Source organism: Streptomyces sp. NPDC018964 (assembly GCF_044390325.1).
Taxonomy (GTDB): domain Bacteria; phylum Actinomycetota; class Actinomycetes; order Streptomycetales; family Streptomycetaceae; genus Streptomyces.
In genome coordinates this window covers 331,677-346,981 of sequence record NZ_JBIRYZ010000006.1, presented here as the reverse complement: position 1 = coordinate 346,981, position 15,305 = coordinate 331,677, and the positions used below count along the sequence as shown (strand labels likewise).

Here is a 15,305-nt window from a genome sequence, read left to right as displayed (position 1 = left end):
CCCATGACGGAACTCCCCGACCGGCGTCTGCTGCTGGTGCACGCCCACCCGGACGACGAGTCGATCAACAACGGCGCGACCATGGCCCGGTACGCCGCCGAAGGCGCCCATGTGACGCTGGTCACCTGCACGCTCGGTGAGCGGGGCGAGGTCATCCCGCCCGGACTGGCCCACCTGAGCGGGGCCGCCCTCGGCGGGCACCGGCTCGGGGAGCTGAAGGACGCGATGCGGGCGCTCGGGGTCGAGGACTTCCGGCTGCTCGGCGGGGCCGGGCGGTACTGCGACTCCGGGATGATGGGGCTTCCCGACAACGACGACCCCGGCTGCTTCTGGCAGGCCGACGTCGACCAGGCCGCCGGGCTGCTCGCCGAGGTGATCCTGGAGGTGCGGCCGCAGGTCCTCGTCACGTACGACGACAACGGCGGCTACGGCCACCCCGACCACATCCAGGCCCACCGCGTCGCCACGCGCGCCGTGGAACTCGCCGCCGGACAGGGCTGGGACATCCCCAAGGTCTACTGGAACCGCGTGCCCCGGTCCGTCGCCGAGGAGTCCTTCGCCCGCCTCGACGGCGACCTGCCCGGCCTGCCCTTCGAGAAGGCGGCCGTCATCGGTGACGTACCGGGTGTCGTCGACGACGAGCGGGTCACCACCGCGATCGACGGCACCGCGCACGCCGCCGCCAAGGCCGCCGCGATGCGGGCCCACGCCACCCAGATCACCGTGGCCGAACCGTACTTCGTGCTCTCCAACGAGCTCGCCCAGCCGCTCTTCACCACCGAGTACTACGAGTTGGTGCGCGGCACACGTCCGGAAAAGCGGGAGAGCGACCTGTTCGCGGGGATCGGGGAGGCGCCGTGAGCGACCGGTCGTCCTCCGCGCTCGCCCAGCCGCTGCGACCACCCTCCGCCGGACGGGCCGTCGCCTGCCTGGGACTGCTCCTGCTCGGCGCCGTGGTCGGCGCGGCCGGGGCGCTGGTGCAGCCCGCGTGGTTCCCCGGCGGTCTGCTGCTCGCCCTCGCCGGCGAGGCCGGGCTGGTCCTGGGGGCCACCCGCGCGCTCCACAGCCGGGCCGGGGGAGTCTGGGCCGCCGCCGGCTGGATGCTCGTCGTCGTCCTGCTCACCGCCAGCCGGCCGGAGGGAGACTTCCTGTTCGCCGCGGGCGGCGGCTCCTACCTCTTCCTCCTCGGCGGCATCGCCGTGGCTGTGATCTGTGCCACCCTCGCCCCCGGACGGCAACCGGACGGCCGTCCCGTCCGACTTGGCAAGTGACGTACCACTTCGCCGTGTCACGGGCGTGCGGGTCCGGTGCGGGTTTCCCCGGCGGTACTGGAATACGGGCCGGACAGGGCCAGTAAGGTGGTGCGCGCCGCCGAGCCTCCCTCGAAACCCTCGGCTTCGCCCGAGCTGGGAGGACTCCCACCGTGAGGTCGTGACGGGCGGCGGAGCCAACCGGGAGAACCTGCCTTGAGTCGTGAAACTGACACCCCGTCCTCCGGGCCCGACGGGCGCGGCGGAGCCGCCTACCCGTCGGGCACCCCGCCCTACGGGATTCCGGCGATTCCGGACGAGGGCACGGGCGCGGGCCGTTCGGCCGCGCGGCCGGAAGACCGCAAGACCGAGACCACGCTGACGACACGGATCCGCATCAACATCCCCGGATCACGGCCCATTCCGCCGGTCGTCGTGCGCAAGCCCGTCACGGACGCGGAGAGCAAGGACACCACCGATACCGAGGCGTCGAAGCAGGCCCCGGCCCCGTCCGCCGACGCGGCCGAGGCTCCCGCTCAGCCCGACCGGCCCGCGGCCGAGGAGAAGCCGGCCAGCGACTGGTTCGCGCCGCGCAAGGCGGGCGGGGGCAAGGGCGGCCCGGGCGGTGGATCCGCCAACGGCGCGGGCGCGCCGAGCGGTTCGGGTCCCGCCGCGGGCGGCGCCCCGCAGGCTCCCTCCGCGCCCGCCGGTACGCCCGGTGGCACGCGGCCGGGCGCGGGGCGTCCCGGTGGCGCCGGCGGCTCCATGGGCGCGCCGGGCGGTTCCCGTCCCGGTGGCGCGCAGGGTTCCGGACCCACCGGCGCGACCGGTGCGACCGGCGGGCCCGTGGCCCCCGGACACGGTGGCGGCACCGGTTCCTTCGACGTGACCGAAGCGCTGGCCGCCGGGCCGGCGGGCCCCGGCACGCGTCCGGGTACGGGCACGGGTACGGGGCACGGTGACGAGCCGCGCCGCGACGACCTGCCGTTCTTCGCGGACGAGGCCCAGGGCGGCCGCGACAGGCGGCCGGGCCAGGCTTCCCAGCCCGGTCAGCCCGGTCAGCCCGGTCAGCGTGGTCCGCAGGGTCCCTCGGGCCCGACCACCGGACCGGCGACCGGTTCGAGCCCGGTCGCTCGCCAGGCGGGCAAGGGCCCCGGTGCTTCCGGCGCTCCCGGCGGTCAGGGTCTCCCCGCCCTTCCGGTCCGCCCCGGTGCGCAGGCGGCGCAGGGCACCCCCGCGCGCCCCGGTGCCCAGCGGACGGCGCAGGGCGCCCCCGCCGACTTCGCCGACCAGGGCGGCAGCCCCGGCGCCGCCGGTGCTCCGGGAGCCCCCGGCGGCGGTCTGAGCGACGACACCGCGATCCTCACCCCGCAGCGGCCCGCCCAGCCCGGCACCCCGGGCTACGGCGGCCCCCGCCACGACAACGTCTCCGGGCACACCGTCACCAGCGGCATCCCGGTCGTCCCGCCGGGCGCGGACTTCACCGCCCCCGGCGCCCCGGCCGGCGGCCCGCGGACGCACACGCCCCCGAAGCTGCCCGAGCCTGTCTCCACGCCCCCGGCGAGTTCCTCGAAGCCGGCGAAGAAGAAGGGGCGCAACAAGCTCGTCCTGCTCTGCGGCTGCGTGGTCCTCCTCGCCGGCGTCGCCTACGGCGCCGGACTGCTGATGAACCGCTCCGACGTCCCGAAGGGCACCACCGTGCTCGGCGTCGACATCGGCGGCGGCACCCGCGACGAGGCCGTCAAGAAGCTCGACGCGGCGCTCGACGACCGGCTGAACCAGCCGCTGAAGCTGTCGGTCGACGGCAAGAGCGTCGAGCTGGAGCCGGACAAGGCGGGCCTGCAGTTCGACACCGACGCCACCGTCGACGCGGCCACCGGCAGCGACTACAACCCGGTCAACGTCATCGGCTCCCTCATCGGCAACCAGCGCGTCGTCGAACCGGTCATGCCCGTCGACGAGGAGAAGCTGCAGGCCGCCCTGGAGGACGCCGCCGGCGGCTCCGGCTCGGTGACCGAGGGCTCGATCACCTTCAAGTCCGGCAAGGCCGTCCCGGTCTACCCCAAGAGCGGCCTGGGCATCGACGTCGCCAAGGCGACCGACGTGGTGACGGAGGCGTACCGCACCCAGGTCGAGACCGGGAAGTCCGCCGCGGTGGACGTCCCGACGGCCGACCAGCAGCCGAAGGTCACCAAGGCCGAGGTCGACCGGATGATGAAGGAGTTCGCCGAGCCGGCGATGTCGGCCAACGTGACCGTGCAGACCGACGCGGCGCACTCGGTGCCGATGAGCCCCGAGAACTCGCTGTGGAAGTTCCTCGGAGTGCAGGCCGTCAACGGCAAGCTGGTCGACAAGCCCGACCTGAAGGCCCTGGAGGAGCTCTACGGTCAGGCGTTCGACGGCGTCCTCATCGCCCGGGGCAACGGCAAGAAGACGCCGGTCACCCCCCAGGACGTCTACGGTGCCCTCCGCCAGGCGCTGATCAGCGAGACCGACCGGGTCGCCGTCATCGAGACGAACCCCAGCTGACACGGTCTGCGCACACACGGGAGCGGTGGGGGCCCGGGGCGGGGGGGCCCCCGCCCCCCCGGGGGGGGGGGGGGGCCCCCCCGGGGGGGGGGCGCCCCCCCCCCCCCCCCCCCCCCCGCTCCCGCGTGTGGGGTGTGCTCCGCCGCTCAGTGGGCGGCGACGACCACCGGGGCCTCCGCGTTCCCGGCCGTCCCCCGCGGGCGGCGTTCGATGCCGGCCACCGCCGCCACGGCACCGACCAGGCACAGGACCCCGGTGACGACGACCGCGGAGTGCAGACCGTTGACGAACGCCTGGCCACTGCCCTCGACGACCGCGGCCTTGAGCTGCGCCGGCATGTCGGCGGAGACCGGGGCGATCCCCATGGTCACGGCGTCCTCGGCCTTCTCCAGACCGTGCGCAACGGGGGCCGGGACGCCCGCCCCGGTGAGTTCGCCGAACAGCGAGGAACCGACCTTCCCGGCGATCACGGTGACCAGTACGGAGGTGCCCAGTGCGCCACCGATCTGCAGCATCGTGGACTGCAGGCCGGACGCCACACCGCCGTCCTCGACCGGCGCGCTGCCGATGATCACGGCGGCGGTGGCGGGCAGCACGATGCCGACGCCGAGGCCCAGCGCGATGTAGGGCGGCCACATCGTGGCGTAGGACGAGTCGACGGTCCAGGTGAGCAGGGAGAACATGGCGGCGGCCGACAGGGCAAGGCCCAGCGGGATCGTGACGCGCGGTCCGAAGCGGGCCGTGAGCTGGGAGCCGACCGGAGAGGCGACCAGCGAGGCGAGCGACATCGGCAGCGTGCTGACACCGGCCTCGACGGGCGTGTAGCCGCGCACGTTCTGCAGGTACAGCATGATGAAGAAGATGCCGCCGAGCATGACGAAGAAGTTCAGCGCGGTCATGACGACACCGGTGGTCAGCGACCGGTCGCGGAACAGGCGCATCGGCAGCAGCGGATGCCGCTGCCGAGTCTCGTACCGGCAGAAGACGGCCAGGAGCACCAGGCCGAGGGCGATGGAGCCGAGGGTTCCGGCGGAGGTCCAGCCCCAGGTCTCGCCCTTGACGATGCCGAAGACGAGCGCGAGCAGCCCCGTGGCGAGCAGGACGACGCCGGCGATGTCGAAGCGCCGCTCCCCGGTGGAGTTCCTGGACTCGGCGAGGACCGTCGCGCTGAACGCCAGGGCGACGACACCGATCGGCGCGTTGATGTAGAAGACCCACGTCCAGTCGACGTGCTCGACGAGCAGGCCGCCGATGATCGGGCCCAGCGAGGTCGAGACGGCCGAGACCATGCCCCAGACGCCGACCGCGAGCCCGAACTTCCCCGGGGGGAACACGGCGCGCAGGATGCCCAGGGTGTTGGGCATGAGGATGCCACCGCACAAGCCCTGGAGGGCACGGAAGAGGATGACGCCCTCGATGCCGCCGGACAGGCCGATGGCGACCGAGGTGACGACGAATCCGCCGACACCGACGAGGTAGTACAGGCGTCGGCCGAACCGGTCGCCGAGTTTGCCGCCGAGGATCATCGAGGCGGCGAGCGCGAGCAGGTAGGAGTTGGTGACCCACTGCAGTTCAGCGGTGCTGGCGTCGAGGTCCTTGCCGATCGCCGGGTTGGCGAGGGCGACGACGGAGCCGTCGAGCTGCACCATGAGCAGGCCGAACGACACGGCGATCAGCGCGAGCCAGGGGTTGCCCCGGCGCGCGGCGGAGTGATCCACGGAAGTGGACGGCATGGAGGAAGCCGTTTCTTTCTCGAAGGGGGACGAACGGAGTACGGGGGAGGGGCGCGCTCTTCGGGCACGCCGAGCAGGCCGCCCCTGCTGGAGGGCGGATGGCCGGTACAGGGGCGCGAGGGAGCGCCGGACGGGCGCGGAAGCGGCCCGGGTGGGGCCGTCAGCGGGTCGCGGCGTGAAGGTGGTGCGTCAGTGCTTTCAGCGCGCCGAGCGCCGAACCGAGGGCGTCCATCTCCCCGTCGGTGACGGACCGCAGGGCCTGGCCGAGGAGACGCTCCTCGAGCGCGCGCACCTCGGCGATCCGCCGACGCGAGGTCGCGGTGAGGTGGAGGTGGGCGATCCGCTTGTCGGCGTCGTCCTGGCGGCGCTCCAGCTCGCCCCGCTCCGTGAGCTGGGAGACGAGCGCGCTGACGTTGTTGGGCTTCATCAGCAGCGCCGTGGCCGCCTCGCCCACCGTGGCGCCCTCGTGCCGCGCGACGTACCGCAGCAGCGCCAGCTGTCCCTCGGGCGGCTTCGGATGGGGGTACTCACTCCCGACCCGCCGCTCCAGCGCCCGGTGCAGCGCGGGCAGACACGCCGTGAGCTCGGAAGCCACGTACGCGATGCGCTGCTCGGAGGCACTGATCTCGGACATATACGCGAGCATAGGTATCCCCCCATACCCATGTCAAAGAAACCCCCACCCCCTCCGCACGCCACGCCAGCCGCGGTCAGCCGCATGCCGCCGTAGTCGCGGGCAGTCGTGCCTCCCTCAGTGCCTCAAGGGCCTGGGAGGTACCCCCAGGGCGATGGGGGTCCCCCGCCCGAGCGCAGCCGAGGGTGGGGGAGGGTGGGCGATGGGGGTACCTCCCGCTCATGGGGGTCCCCCCCGCTCGAGCGGAGTCGAGAGTGGGGGAGAAGCCGAGAGTGGGGGAGGCACCCCGCAAGCGCCGGGCAGCGCGAACACCTCCCGGCCCACACCGACGAACGTCAGTTCAACAGCGCCCGCGCCGCCCGAGCCTCCCCCCGCACCTGCGCGGCCGCACCCTCGTCCACCGCGGCGACCACCTCCGCATACGCCTCCAACTCCCCGGCCCCCGCCAAGAACTCCCCCCGCTGCACCAGCAACCGCGCCCGCTCGTACCGCAACCGCGCCGCATGCGACGGAAGCAGCAGCGACAGCTCCACCGCCCACAGCCCCACACCCGAGTGCTCGGGCCGCGCGGCCGCCCACGCCCGCACGTTGTTCAGAATGCGCAGGACGACGTCCAGCACCCCGGCGGGCGTCAGCATCGACGCGTCCAGCGCCGCCCCCGTCGCCCCCGCCACCAGCAGCTCCGCGTCGGCCCCGGTCAGCACCCGCCCCCCGTCGAACGGATCGGCCAACACCTGCCCCGCCCCCGCACCAGCCCCCGCATCCGCCCCCGCACCAGCCCTCGGCTCCCCGAACCCGACGACGAAGTGCCCCGGCAGCGCGACCCCGTACACCGGCGCCCCCGCCCGCCGGGCCACCTCCATCCACACCACCGACAGCAGGATCGGCAGCCCGCGCCGCCGCCGCAGCACCTCGTGCAGCAGCGACGACTCCAGCCGCTGGTAGTCGTCCGGAACGCCGTGGAAGCCGTACCGCCCGCCCAGCAGCTCCCGCAGCGCCACCGCCCACGCGTACGGCGAACCGGGCCGGTAGGGCAGCTCACCGGCCAGCCGGTCCAGCTCCACCTCCACGGCGTCCATGCCCGCCTCGTCCAGCGCGCCGTCCGCCTCCGCGCCGATCAGCAGGCACAGCGTGGACAGGTCCGGCCGCTCGCAGCGGGCCTCCTCGGCGAACCGCCGGCGCAGTTCCGCGGAGCGCTCGGGCGACGGGGGGTGCGGAGGGCGCATACCCGGTTCGTGCCCGCTCACGGTGCTCCGTCACCTGCCGGAGCCGACGATTCCGGCGCGCGGTAGTGGTGGTACGCGTGATGCGCGGCGAAGCCCGTACCGGCGTACAGCGCCCGTGCCCCCTCGTTGTCGTCCTCGACCTGGAGCCAGGCGGCCGAGGCGCCCTCGTCCAGCGCCCGCCGGGCCAGCGCGGCCATCACGGCGGTCGCCAGCCCCTGCCGCCGCCGCGCCGGATCCACCTCGACCGCCGCGAAGCCGGCCCACCGCCCGTCCACGACGCACCGCCCGATGGCGGCCGGCGCGTCCGTGCCGGAGCCCGGCACCGTGGCGAACCACACCGAAGGGCCGCTCCCCAGCACGCGCAGGGCCACCTCGCCCACCCCCTTGCGCCGGTACCGCGCCAGCCACGCCTCGTCGGCCTCCCGCGACAGCACGACCCCGGACGGCTCCCCGCCCAGGTCGGCGACCGGCGCCAGCGGCCCCACCCACAGCTCGGCGGTCACCTCCCGCACCCAGCCCCGCCGCTCCAGCTCCGCGCAGAGCAGCTCCTGCGTCCCCTCGGCGCCGGTCGCGGTCTGCACGTACGCGGGCAGCCCGCGCGCCGCGTACCAGCGGCGTACGGCCGTCAGCGCCTCGTCGAGCGGCACGCCCGGGTCGCCGAGCGGCAGCACGGAGTTGGCCCGCCGCGTGAAACCCGCCCGGCGCCCGGCCGCCGACCCCGGCGGACGCTCCCCCGGAGCCGGAAGCCCGGGGGGACCCTCCTCGCGCGGCACCTCCCCGGCCGCCGCCCGCAGCTCCCACTCGCCGAGCCACTCGCTCTCCACGGGCCGCCACGCCCGCGCGGAGACCCGCGCCAGCTCCTCGTACGAGGCCGCGGGACCACGCCGACGCGCCGGTGCGGACGGGACCACCTTGCCCGCGACCAGCGAGGACTCCGCGATGCGGACACTCTCGCCGCTCTTCCTTGTGATCCGCAGCACACCGTTGTCCCATGATGTGAGAACACCGACCGTGTCGGTGAACCTCTCACCCGGGGGACCATGTTCGATCAAGCTCCGTACGGAGACCCGTTTCCCCACGTCAGCAGTGGTGATACGGACCTCGAGGCGCCCGGCGGCAGAGATTTCCACAGGTCAGTTCACCCCTCCTGTTCGGATCATGCCCAGGAACGGAGATACTAGGGGCGGGCATCGACGACGCCGCGCTCCCGCGCGCCAGGCGGCGGAGCCTGAGGAGGCCCGCCAGCGCCCTATCGAGGAGGAACGACAGCGTGACCTACGTCATCGCGCAGCCTTGTGTCGACGTGAAGGACAAGGCGTGCATCGAGGAGTGCCCGGTCGACTGCATCTACGAGGGCCAGCGGTCCTTGTACATCCACCCGGACGAATGCGTCGACTGTGGTGCCTGTGAGCCGGTCTGCCCGGTCGAGGCGATCTTCTACGAGGACGACACTCCCGAGGAGTGGAAGGACTACTACAAGGCGAACGTCGAGTTCTTCGACGAGCTCGGCTCGCCCGGCGGCGCCAGCAAGCTGGGTCTGATCGAGCGGGACCACCCGTTCATCGCCGCGCTGCCGCCGCAGGCGTAGCCGTTCCGCGACGAGCGGCCCCGCACCGACGTGCCGCCCCGGTCCCGTACGGTCCGATCCTCCCGATCGCCGTACGGGACCGGGGCGTTTACCGGACCAGAAAGTGAGCCCGTAACCGTGTCCGCAGTCTCCGACCGGCTGCCCACCTTCCCCTGGGACAAGCTGGAGCCGTACAAGAAGACGGCCGCCGCGCACCCCGACGGCATCGTCGACCTCTCGGTCGGCACCCCCGTCGACCCGGTGCCCGAGCCCGTCCAGAAGGCCCTGATCGCCGCGGCGGACTCACCGGGCTACCCCACGGTCTGGGGCACCCCGGAACTGCGCGACGCGCTCACCCGCTGGACGGAGCGCCGGCTGGGCGCCCGCGGGGTCACCCACCACCACGTCCTGCCGGTCGTCGGCTCCAAGGAACTGGTCGCCTGGCTCCCCACCCAGCTCGGACTCGGCCCCGGCGACCAGGTCGCCTTCCCGCGCCTGGCCTACCCGACGTACGAGGTCGGCGCCCGCCTCGCCCGCGCGGAGCACGTGGCGTACGACGATCCGACCGAGCTGGACCCGACGAACCTGAAGCTGCTCTGGCTGAACTCCCCGTCCAACCCGACGGGCCGGGTGCTGTCCAAGGAGGAGCTGACGAGGATCGTCGCCTGGGCCCGCGAGCACGGCGTCCTCGTCCTCTCCGACGAGTGCTACATCGAGCTGGGCTGGGAGGCCGACCCGGTCTCGGTGCTGCACCCCGACGTCAACGGCGGGTCGTACGACGGCATCGTCTCGGTCCACTCCCTGTCCAAGCGGTCCAACCTCGCCGGTTACCGCGCCGCGTTCCTGGCCGGTGACCCGGCGGTCCTCGGTCCGCTGCTGCAGATCCGCAAGCACGGCGGGATGATGACCTCCGCGCCGACCCAGGCGGCCGTGGTGGCGGCCCTGGGCGACGACGAGCACGTCCGCGTCCAGCGGGAGCGCTACGCGGCCCGCCGCACCGCCCTGCGCGAGGCCCTCCTCGCCCACGGCTTCCGCATCGAGCACAGCGAGGCCAGCCTCTACCTGTGGGCCACCCGGGACGAGTCCTGCTGGACCACGGTCGCCCACCTCGCCGACCGGGGCATCCTGGTCGCCCCCGGCGACTTCTACGGGCCGGCGGGCGAGAAGTTCGTCCGCGTGGCCCTGACCGCGACGGACGAACGCGTCCACGCGGCAGTGACCCGACTGGCCACCTGAACCCCGGCCCGACCGTGCGCACGCCCCTGTCCGGCGCCGGTGGGCCGCGGTGGGGCCGTACACACGAACGGCCGTACACACGAGTGATGGGGTCCAGGGAGATCCCTGGACCCCATCACTCGTGACAGAAGCCGGCAGTGGCCGCCCCTCAGCCGACCGGCAGCTCCTTCACGGGCGTGTCCTTGGTGAGGGACTTGGTGGTCTTCTTCACGGTCTTACCGGTGGCCGGCGCCACCTTGTCGGCGTCACCCGCGGTCTTCGTGACGTCCTTCGTCACGTCGTCCACGGCGCTGCCGGCGGCCCCGTCGACAGCGGTCAGCGCGCCGAGGTTCTGGGCGGCCGGCAGCTCCGGAGCCGCACTGGCGGAACCGGCCGCACCTACCCCGGCAGCCGCTCCCGCAGCGACGAGCAGCGCGGCACGGGCGATCCGACGGGTCAGGGGGAGGGACATGGTGCTCCTTCGACGGGAGAGAACGATGACGCCGTGACTACCGCTCGACCGCCGGGAAGGTTGCGGCGGGGCAACGCAAAGAGTTGGCAATGCGTCGCATTATCGACCGCACATGACGCCTGCGGGTGACCCACCCGCACGCCTGCGCGGTCGCGCTACGGCATGGTCGTGAGGGTCACGACACCCGCGCCGTCGGCCGAGCCCTCCGCGTTCTTGCCGTCGTCCGTCGGACGCCACCGGCTGTCGGTGTGCCCGGCCGTCCACTCCCGCCCGGCGTACGACACCCGCTTTATGCGCAGCTCGGAGGCGTTGGCCACGGCCCAGTGGGCCAGCTGCCAGCCGCGCGCCCCGGCGTCGGCACCCTCCTCGGCCGTGACCGGAAGCCGCACGGTCCTCCCGTCGGAGCCGCCGGAGCCGTCGGAGTCCGCCGGAGCGCTCACCGTGGGCGAGGACGTCGCCCCCACCTCGGCACCGGCCGGCTCCAGAGCGTCCCGCCCGAAGTCCCGGGCCAGCGCGGCACGCACCGCGTCCGCACCCGTCGCCCGCGTCGCCGCCGGACGGCCCTCGCAGGTCAGCGTCGCCGCCGAGCGCCCGGTGAGAGCGGCGGCCAGCAGCGCGGCGTCCGGCTCGTGCTTGGCGTACGCCTGCGGGAAGCCGCTGCGCTGCACCCGCTGCGCGGCGACGGTGAGCGGCAGCCGGGTGTAGCCCGGCACCTCCTCCAGGTGCTCGTAGAACTTCCCCGCCGCGTACGCCGGGTCCATGATCTCCTCCGGCGTGCCCCAGCCCTGCGAGGGACGCTGCTGGAACAGGCCCAGCGAGTCGCGGTCGCCGTGCTCGATGTTGCGCAGCGCCGACTCCTGCAGCGCGGTCGCCAGCGCGATCGTCACCGCCCGCTCGGGCAGTTCGCGCGCGGTGCCCACGGCGGTGATCGTCGCCGCGTTCACCGCCTGCTCGGGCGTGAACTCGTACGTCGCCCCGTCGCCCTTGCCCGAGACGACCTTGCAGCCGGGAGCGCCTGCGCGGCCGGTGTCGTACTGGACCACGATGTATCCGGCGACCGCGGACAGCACCACGAGACCCCCGCTCCAGCGGAGGAAACGGCCGCGACGCGTGCGCTGTGAAGGAAGAGACGGCTCTGGCACGCGTACAAGGTACTGGAGAGTACGGTTCCATGTGAGTCAGGTGCGGACAGTGCTCCGGACGGTGCCGCGGACTCCCGGCGCGCTAGGGTCGACCGCATGGCCGACACCCCGCTTGACCTCACGCTGGACGCCGCGCGCCTGACCGCGCGGCTCGTCGACTTCCCCTCCGTCAGCGGCACCGAGAAGCCGCTCGCGGACGCGATCGAGGACGCGCTGCGCGCCCTGCCGCACCTCACGGTCGACCGGTACGGCAACAACGTGGTGGCCCGTACGCGGCTGGGGCGCCCGGAGCGGGTGATCCTCGCCGGCCACATCGACACGGTCCCGATCGCGGACAACGTCCCCTCCCGGCTCGACGGCGACGGCGTGCTGTGGGGCTGCGGCACCTGCGACATGAAGTCCGGCGTGGCCGTCCAGCTGCGCATCGCGGCCACGGTCCCCGCGCCCAACCGCGACCTCACCTTCGTCTTCTACGACAACGAGGAGGTCGCCGCCGACCTCAACGGCCTGAAGCACGTGGCCGAGGCGCACCCCGAGTGGCTGGAGGGCGACTTCGCGGTGCTCCTCGAACCCTCCGACGGACAGGTGGAGGGCGGCTGCCAGGGCACGCTGCGGGTGCTGCTGAGGACCACCGGCGAGCGCGCCCACTCCGCGCGGAGCTGGATGGGCTCCAACGCGATCCACGCCGCCGCCCCGATCCTCGCCCGCCTGGCCGCCTACGAACCCCGCCACCCGGTGATCGACGGACTGGAGTACCGCGAGGGCCTGAACGCGGTCGGCATCTCCGGGGGAGTGGCCGGCAACGTCATCCCCGACGAGTGCGTCGTCACCGTGAACTTCCGCTACGCCCCCGACCGCAGCGAGGAGGAGGCCCTCGCCCATGTCCGCGAGGTCTTCGCGGACTGCGGGGTGACGGACTTCGTCGTCGACGACCACAGCGGCGCGGCACTGCCCGGCCTGTCCCACCCGGCCGCGGCCGCCTTCATCGAGGCGGTGGGCGGCACCCCGCAGCCGAAGTACGGCTGGACGGACGTCTCCCGCTTCTCGTCGCTGGGCGTCCCGGCGGTCAACTACGGTCCCGGCAACCCCCACTTGGCGCACAAGCGGGACGAGCGCGTGGACACCGCGAAGATCCTCGAGGGGGAGGAACGGCTGCGGTCCTGGCTGACGGCGTGACGCGAACGGGGTTTGCGCCGCTGTGTGCCGGACATGCTCAGGTCCCTCGGACGTAACCCGCGCAGATCTACGCTGAGGTGGAACGACTGGCACGACGGAGGGAGCGCACATGGCTACCGGCAACCCCGAGGGGAAGCAGCAGCCGCCGGAGGAGAAGCGTCTGGGGCCGGTCCTCCGCCGGCGGGGCCAGGTGCAGGCGAGCACCACCGACCAGCGACTGCTGGACGAGCGCGCGCCCACCGACTGGGTCCACACCGACCCCTGGCGGGTGCTGCGCATCCAGTCGGAGTTCATCGAGGGCTTCGGCACGCTCGCCGAACTCCCGCCCGCCATCAGCGTCTTCGGCTCGGCGCGCACACCGGTGGACTCCCCGGAGTACGAGGCCGGCGTCCGGCTCGGCCGGGGCCTGGTCGACGCGGGCTTCGCGGTGATCACCGGCGGCGGTCCGGGGGCCATGGAGGCTGCCAACAAGGGCGCGTGCGACGCGAAGGGCGTCTCGGTCGGCCTGGGCATCGAACTGCCCTTCGAGCAGGGGCTCAACCCCTACGTCGACATCGGCCTGAACTTCCGGTACTTCTTCGTCCGCAAGATGATGTTCGTCAAGTACGCCCAGGGCTTCGTGGTCCTGCCCGGCGGCCTGGGCACGCTGGACGAACTCTTCGAGGCCCTGACCCTGGTCCAGACCCAGAAGGTCACCCGCTTCCCCATCGTCCTGTTCGGCACGGACTACTGGGGCGGCCTGGTCGACTGGCTCCGCCACACGGTCATCGCCCAGGGCAAGGCGGCGGAGAAGGACCTGCTGCTGTTCCACGTCACGGACGACGTGGACGAGGCGGTGGCCCTGGTGTCGAAGGAAGCGGGCCGCTAGAGGCCTGTCGAGGGCGTTCTGAGGGCGCCTTTCCCACTCCCGAGTCGGGCGGCGGGTGGGCGAAGGCCGGGGGTCCGGGGGTGAAGGCCGGGGGACGGGACGGGAAGGGGCGGCGGGGGCGAAAAACCCCTACGCCAGCCCCCTCCGAGCCACCGCCGGCTCCCGCTCCCCCGCGATGGCGGACACCATGTCCAGCACCTGCCGGGTCTCGGCGACCTCGTGCACCCGGTACACCTGCGCCCCCAGCCACGCGGACACCGCCGTGGTGGCCAGCGTCCCCACCACCCGCTCCTTCACCGGCCGGTCCAGCGTCTCGCCGACGAAATCCTTGTTGGACAGCGAAACGAGCACCGGCCACCCGGTGGAGACCATCTCCCCCAGCCGCCGGGTCGCCTCGAGACTGTGCCGCGTGTTCTTCCCGAAGTCGTGCCCGGGATCGATCATCACCGACTCCCGGGGCACCCCCAGCGACACCGCCCGCTCCGCCAGCCCCACGGTCACCTCGAGGATGTCGGCCATGACGTCGTCGTACGTCACCCGGTGCGGCCGCGTCCGCGGCTGAGCGCCGCCCGCGTGGGTGCACACCAGCCCCGCCCCGTACCGCGCGGCGACCTCCGCGAGCCGCGGGTCGACCCCGCCCCACGCGTCGTTCAGCACGTCCGCGCCCGCCTCGCACACGGCCTCACCGACCTCGTGCCGCCAGGTGTCCACGCTGATCACGACGTCCGGGAAGCGCCGCCGCACCTCGGCGACGAAGCCGACCGTCCGCCGCGCCTCCTCCTCGGCCGTGACCTCCTCGCCCGGCCCGGCCTTCACCCCGCCGATGTCGATGATCGCGGCACCCTCCGCCACCGCCTGCTCCACCCGCATGAGCGCCGGCTCGTCGCGGAACGTGGCGCCCTGGTCGTAGAAGGAGTCCGGGGTCCGGTTCACGATCGCCATGACGACCCGTTCGTGCGGTGCGAATTCCCGCCTGCCCAGCCTGAGCATCCCCTGCGACCTCTTCCTCGTACGAACGGTTCCGGGGCCGTCTGGAAACGTCGGCGGCCCGAGTGTCAGACTCGCATGGCACGATCGGAGCCACACATCCGACTCCGACTCATCTGATCGTGGGGGCCCCGGCGATGGTTATGTTCCTGTTCCTGGTCGTCGCGCTCGCCGTCGTGGTCGCCGCGGTGACCCTCGCCGTGGTGGGCGGCGGCGACAACGGCCCGCTGCCCGAGGCGGCCCCCGAGCGTCTGCGGGACGCCCTGCCGCCCGACCGGCCGGTCGACCGCGCGGACGTGGACGGCCTGCGCTTCCCGCTCGTCGTCCGCGGCTACCGCATGGCCGACGTGGACGACGCCCTCGGCCGCCTCGGCGCGGAGCTCTCCGAGCGCGACGCCCGGATCGCCGACCTGGAGTCCGCGCTGGCCGGCGCCCGCGCCGCCGCGGCCCACATCTCCCTGGACAAGCCCGCCCCGCACCGCGAGGACGAGCAGCGGTGAGCCAGG

General features: G+C 73.4%; 15 protein-coding genes. 8 read left to right on the top strand and 7 right to left on the bottom strand.

The annotated features are described in order from the left end of the window. Nucleotides 1–3: 3 nt before the first annotated feature. From mshB to ACH5AO_RS13315, 3 genes are all read left to right on the top strand, one after another. Complete coding sequence (gene mshB, locus ACH5AO_RS13325) at nucleotides 4–861, top strand: N-acetyl-1-D-myo-inositol-2-amino-2-deoxy-alpha-D-glucopyranoside deacetylase (RefSeq protein WP_398924354.1); 858 nt, start codon at nucleotides 4–6, stop codon at nucleotides 859–861. Further along, the gene (locus tag ACH5AO_RS13320; protein ID WP_398924353.1) at nucleotides 858–1,271 is read left to right on the top strand and encodes a DUF6113 family protein; all 414 of its coding nucleotides are present in this window, start codon (nucleotides 858–860) and stop codon (nucleotides 1,269–1,271) included. The genes mshB and ACH5AO_RS13320 overlap by 4 nt, the downstream gene beginning before the upstream one ends. A 195-nt stretch (nucleotides 1,272–1,466) precedes the next feature. After that, nucleotides 1,467–3,779: a hypothetical protein gene (locus tag ACH5AO_RS13315; RefSeq protein WP_398924352.1), complete on the top strand. Its 2,313-nt coding sequence runs from the start codon at nucleotides 1,467–1,469 to the stop codon at nucleotides 3,777–3,779. Between the two features lie 146 nt (nucleotides 3,780–3,925). On the opposite strand, the gene ACH5AO_RS13310 is transcribed toward ACH5AO_RS13315, so the two are convergent. The 4 genes from ACH5AO_RS13310 to ACH5AO_RS13295 form a co-directional block, all read right to left on the bottom strand. After that, nucleotides 3,926–5,512, bottom strand: coding sequence for an MFS transporter (locus tag ACH5AO_RS13310; RefSeq protein ID WP_398924351.1), 1,587 nt, complete (start codon nucleotides 5,510–5,512; stop codon nucleotides 3,926–3,928). 160 nt (nucleotides 5,513–5,672) lie between these two features. Further along, nucleotides 5,673–6,146, bottom strand: a complete 474-nt coding sequence (locus ACH5AO_RS13305) for a MarR family winged helix-turn-helix transcriptional regulator (RefSeq protein ID WP_398924350.1) — start codon at nucleotides 6,144–6,146, stop codon at nucleotides 5,673–5,675. A 335-nt stretch (nucleotides 6,147–6,481) separates the two neighbouring features. Further along, nucleotides 6,482–7,372 carry a tetratricopeptide repeat protein gene (locus ACH5AO_RS13300; RefSeq protein ID WP_398924348.1) on the bottom strand — a complete coding sequence of 297 codons (891 nt, stop codon included), beginning with the start codon at nucleotides 7,370–7,372 and terminating at the stop codon, nucleotides 6,482–6,484. 17 nt (nucleotides 7,373–7,389) lie between these two features. Beyond that, nucleotides 7,390–8,502 (bottom strand): GNAT family N-acetyltransferase, encoded by a 1,113-nt coding sequence (locus tag ACH5AO_RS13295; RefSeq protein ID WP_398924347.1) that lies wholly within the window; start codon nucleotides 8,500–8,502, stop codon nucleotides 7,390–7,392. Between the two features lie 140 nt (nucleotides 8,503–8,642). On the opposite strand from ACH5AO_RS13295, the gene fdxA reads away from it, so the two are divergent. Then, the gene (gene fdxA, locus ACH5AO_RS13290) at nucleotides 8,643–8,960 is read left to right on the top strand and encodes a ferredoxin (RefSeq protein WP_004926152.1); all 318 of its coding nucleotides are present in this window, start codon (nucleotides 8,643–8,645) and stop codon (nucleotides 8,958–8,960) included. 117 nt (nucleotides 8,961–9,077) lie between these two features. Next, on the top strand, nucleotides 9,078–10,175 hold the full coding sequence (locus ACH5AO_RS13285; RefSeq protein WP_398924346.1) for a bifunctional succinyldiaminopimelate transaminase/glutamate-prephenate aminotransferase: 1,098 nt from the start codon (nucleotides 9,078–9,080) through the stop codon (nucleotides 10,173–10,175). 148 nt (nucleotides 10,176–10,323) lie between these two features. On the opposite strand, the gene ACH5AO_RS13280 is transcribed toward ACH5AO_RS13285, so the two are convergent. Beyond that, complete coding sequence (locus ACH5AO_RS13280; protein ID WP_398924345.1) at nucleotides 10,324–10,626, bottom strand: ATP-binding protein; 303 nt, start codon at nucleotides 10,624–10,626, stop codon at nucleotides 10,324–10,326. Nucleotides 10,627–10,781: 155 nt separating this feature from the next. Beyond that, the gene (locus ACH5AO_RS13275) at nucleotides 10,782–11,699 is read right to left on the bottom strand and encodes a heavy metal transporter (RefSeq protein ID WP_398924344.1); all 918 of its coding nucleotides are present in this window, start codon (nucleotides 11,697–11,699) and stop codon (nucleotides 10,782–10,784) included. A gap of 165 nt (nucleotides 11,700–11,864) precedes the next feature. On the opposite strand from ACH5AO_RS13275, the gene dapE reads away from it, so the two are divergent. Both dapE and ACH5AO_RS13265 read left to right on the top strand, forming a co-directional pair. Continuing rightward, a complete protein-coding gene (dapE, locus tag ACH5AO_RS13270) occupies nucleotides 11,865–12,944 on the top strand; it encodes a succinyl-diaminopimelate desuccinylase (RefSeq protein ID WP_398924343.1) in 1,080 nt (359 codons plus the stop codon). Between the two features lie 109 nt (nucleotides 12,945–13,053). Then, nucleotides 13,054–13,812, top strand: a complete 759-nt coding sequence (locus tag ACH5AO_RS13265) for a TIGR00730 family Rossman fold protein (protein ID WP_398924342.1) — start codon at nucleotides 13,054–13,056, stop codon at nucleotides 13,810–13,812. A gap of 129 nt (nucleotides 13,813–13,941) precedes the next feature. Here ACH5AO_RS13265 and folP read toward each other — a convergent pair whose 3' ends face one another. Then, the gene (gene folP / locus ACH5AO_RS13260; RefSeq protein WP_398924341.1) at nucleotides 13,942–14,802 is read right to left on the bottom strand and encodes a dihydropteroate synthase; all 861 of its coding nucleotides are present in this window, start codon (nucleotides 14,800–14,802) and stop codon (nucleotides 13,942–13,944) included. 140 nt (nucleotides 14,803–14,942) lie between these two features. Between folP and ACH5AO_RS13255 the strand changes: the two genes are divergently transcribed. Then, on the top strand, nucleotides 14,943–15,299 hold the full coding sequence (locus ACH5AO_RS13255; protein ID WP_398924417.1) for a DivIVA domain-containing protein: 357 nt from the start codon (nucleotides 14,943–14,945) through the stop codon (nucleotides 15,297–15,299). The last annotated feature ends 6 nt before the right edge of the window (nucleotides 15,300–15,305 follow it).

What these genes read in the sequence shown, in the direction of transcription:
- ACH5AO_RS13255 (WP_398924417.1), top strand. Translation starts at nt 14,943, where the DNA reads ATGTTCCTGTTCCTGGTCGTCGCGCTCGCCGTCGTGGTCGCCGCGGTG.
- ACH5AO_RS13280 (WP_398924345.1), bottom strand. Translation starts at nt 10,626, where the DNA reads ATGTCCCTCCCCCTGACCCGTCGGATCGCCCGTGCCGCGCTGCTCGTC.
- ACH5AO_RS13305 (WP_398924350.1), bottom strand. Translation starts at nt 6,146, where the DNA reads ATGTCCGAGATCAGTGCCTCCGAGCAGCGCATCGCGTACGTGGCTTCC.
- ACH5AO_RS13265 (WP_398924342.1), top strand. Translation starts at nt 13,054, where the DNA reads ATGGCTACCGGCAACCCCGAGGGGAAGCAGCAGCCGCCGGAGGAGAAG.
- dapE (WP_398924343.1), top strand. Translation starts at nt 11,865, where the DNA reads ATGGCCGACACCCCGCTTGACCTCACGCTGGACGCCGCGCGCCTGACC.
- ACH5AO_RS13300 (WP_398924348.1), bottom strand. Translation starts at nt 7,372, where the DNA reads ATGCGCCCTCCGCACCCCCCGTCGCCCGAGCGCTCCGCGGAACTGCGC.
- ACH5AO_RS13310 (WP_398924351.1), bottom strand. Translation starts at nt 5,512, where the DNA reads ATGCCGTCCACTTCCGTGGATCACTCCGCCGCGCGCCGGGGCAACCCC.
- mshB (WP_398924354.1), top strand. Translation starts at nt 4, where the DNA reads ATGACGGAACTCCCCGACCGGCGTCTGCTGCTGGTGCACGCCCACCCG.
- folP (WP_398924341.1), bottom strand. Translation starts at nt 14,802, where the DNA reads ATGCTCAGGCTGGGCAGGCGGGAATTCGCACCGCACGAACGGGTCGTC.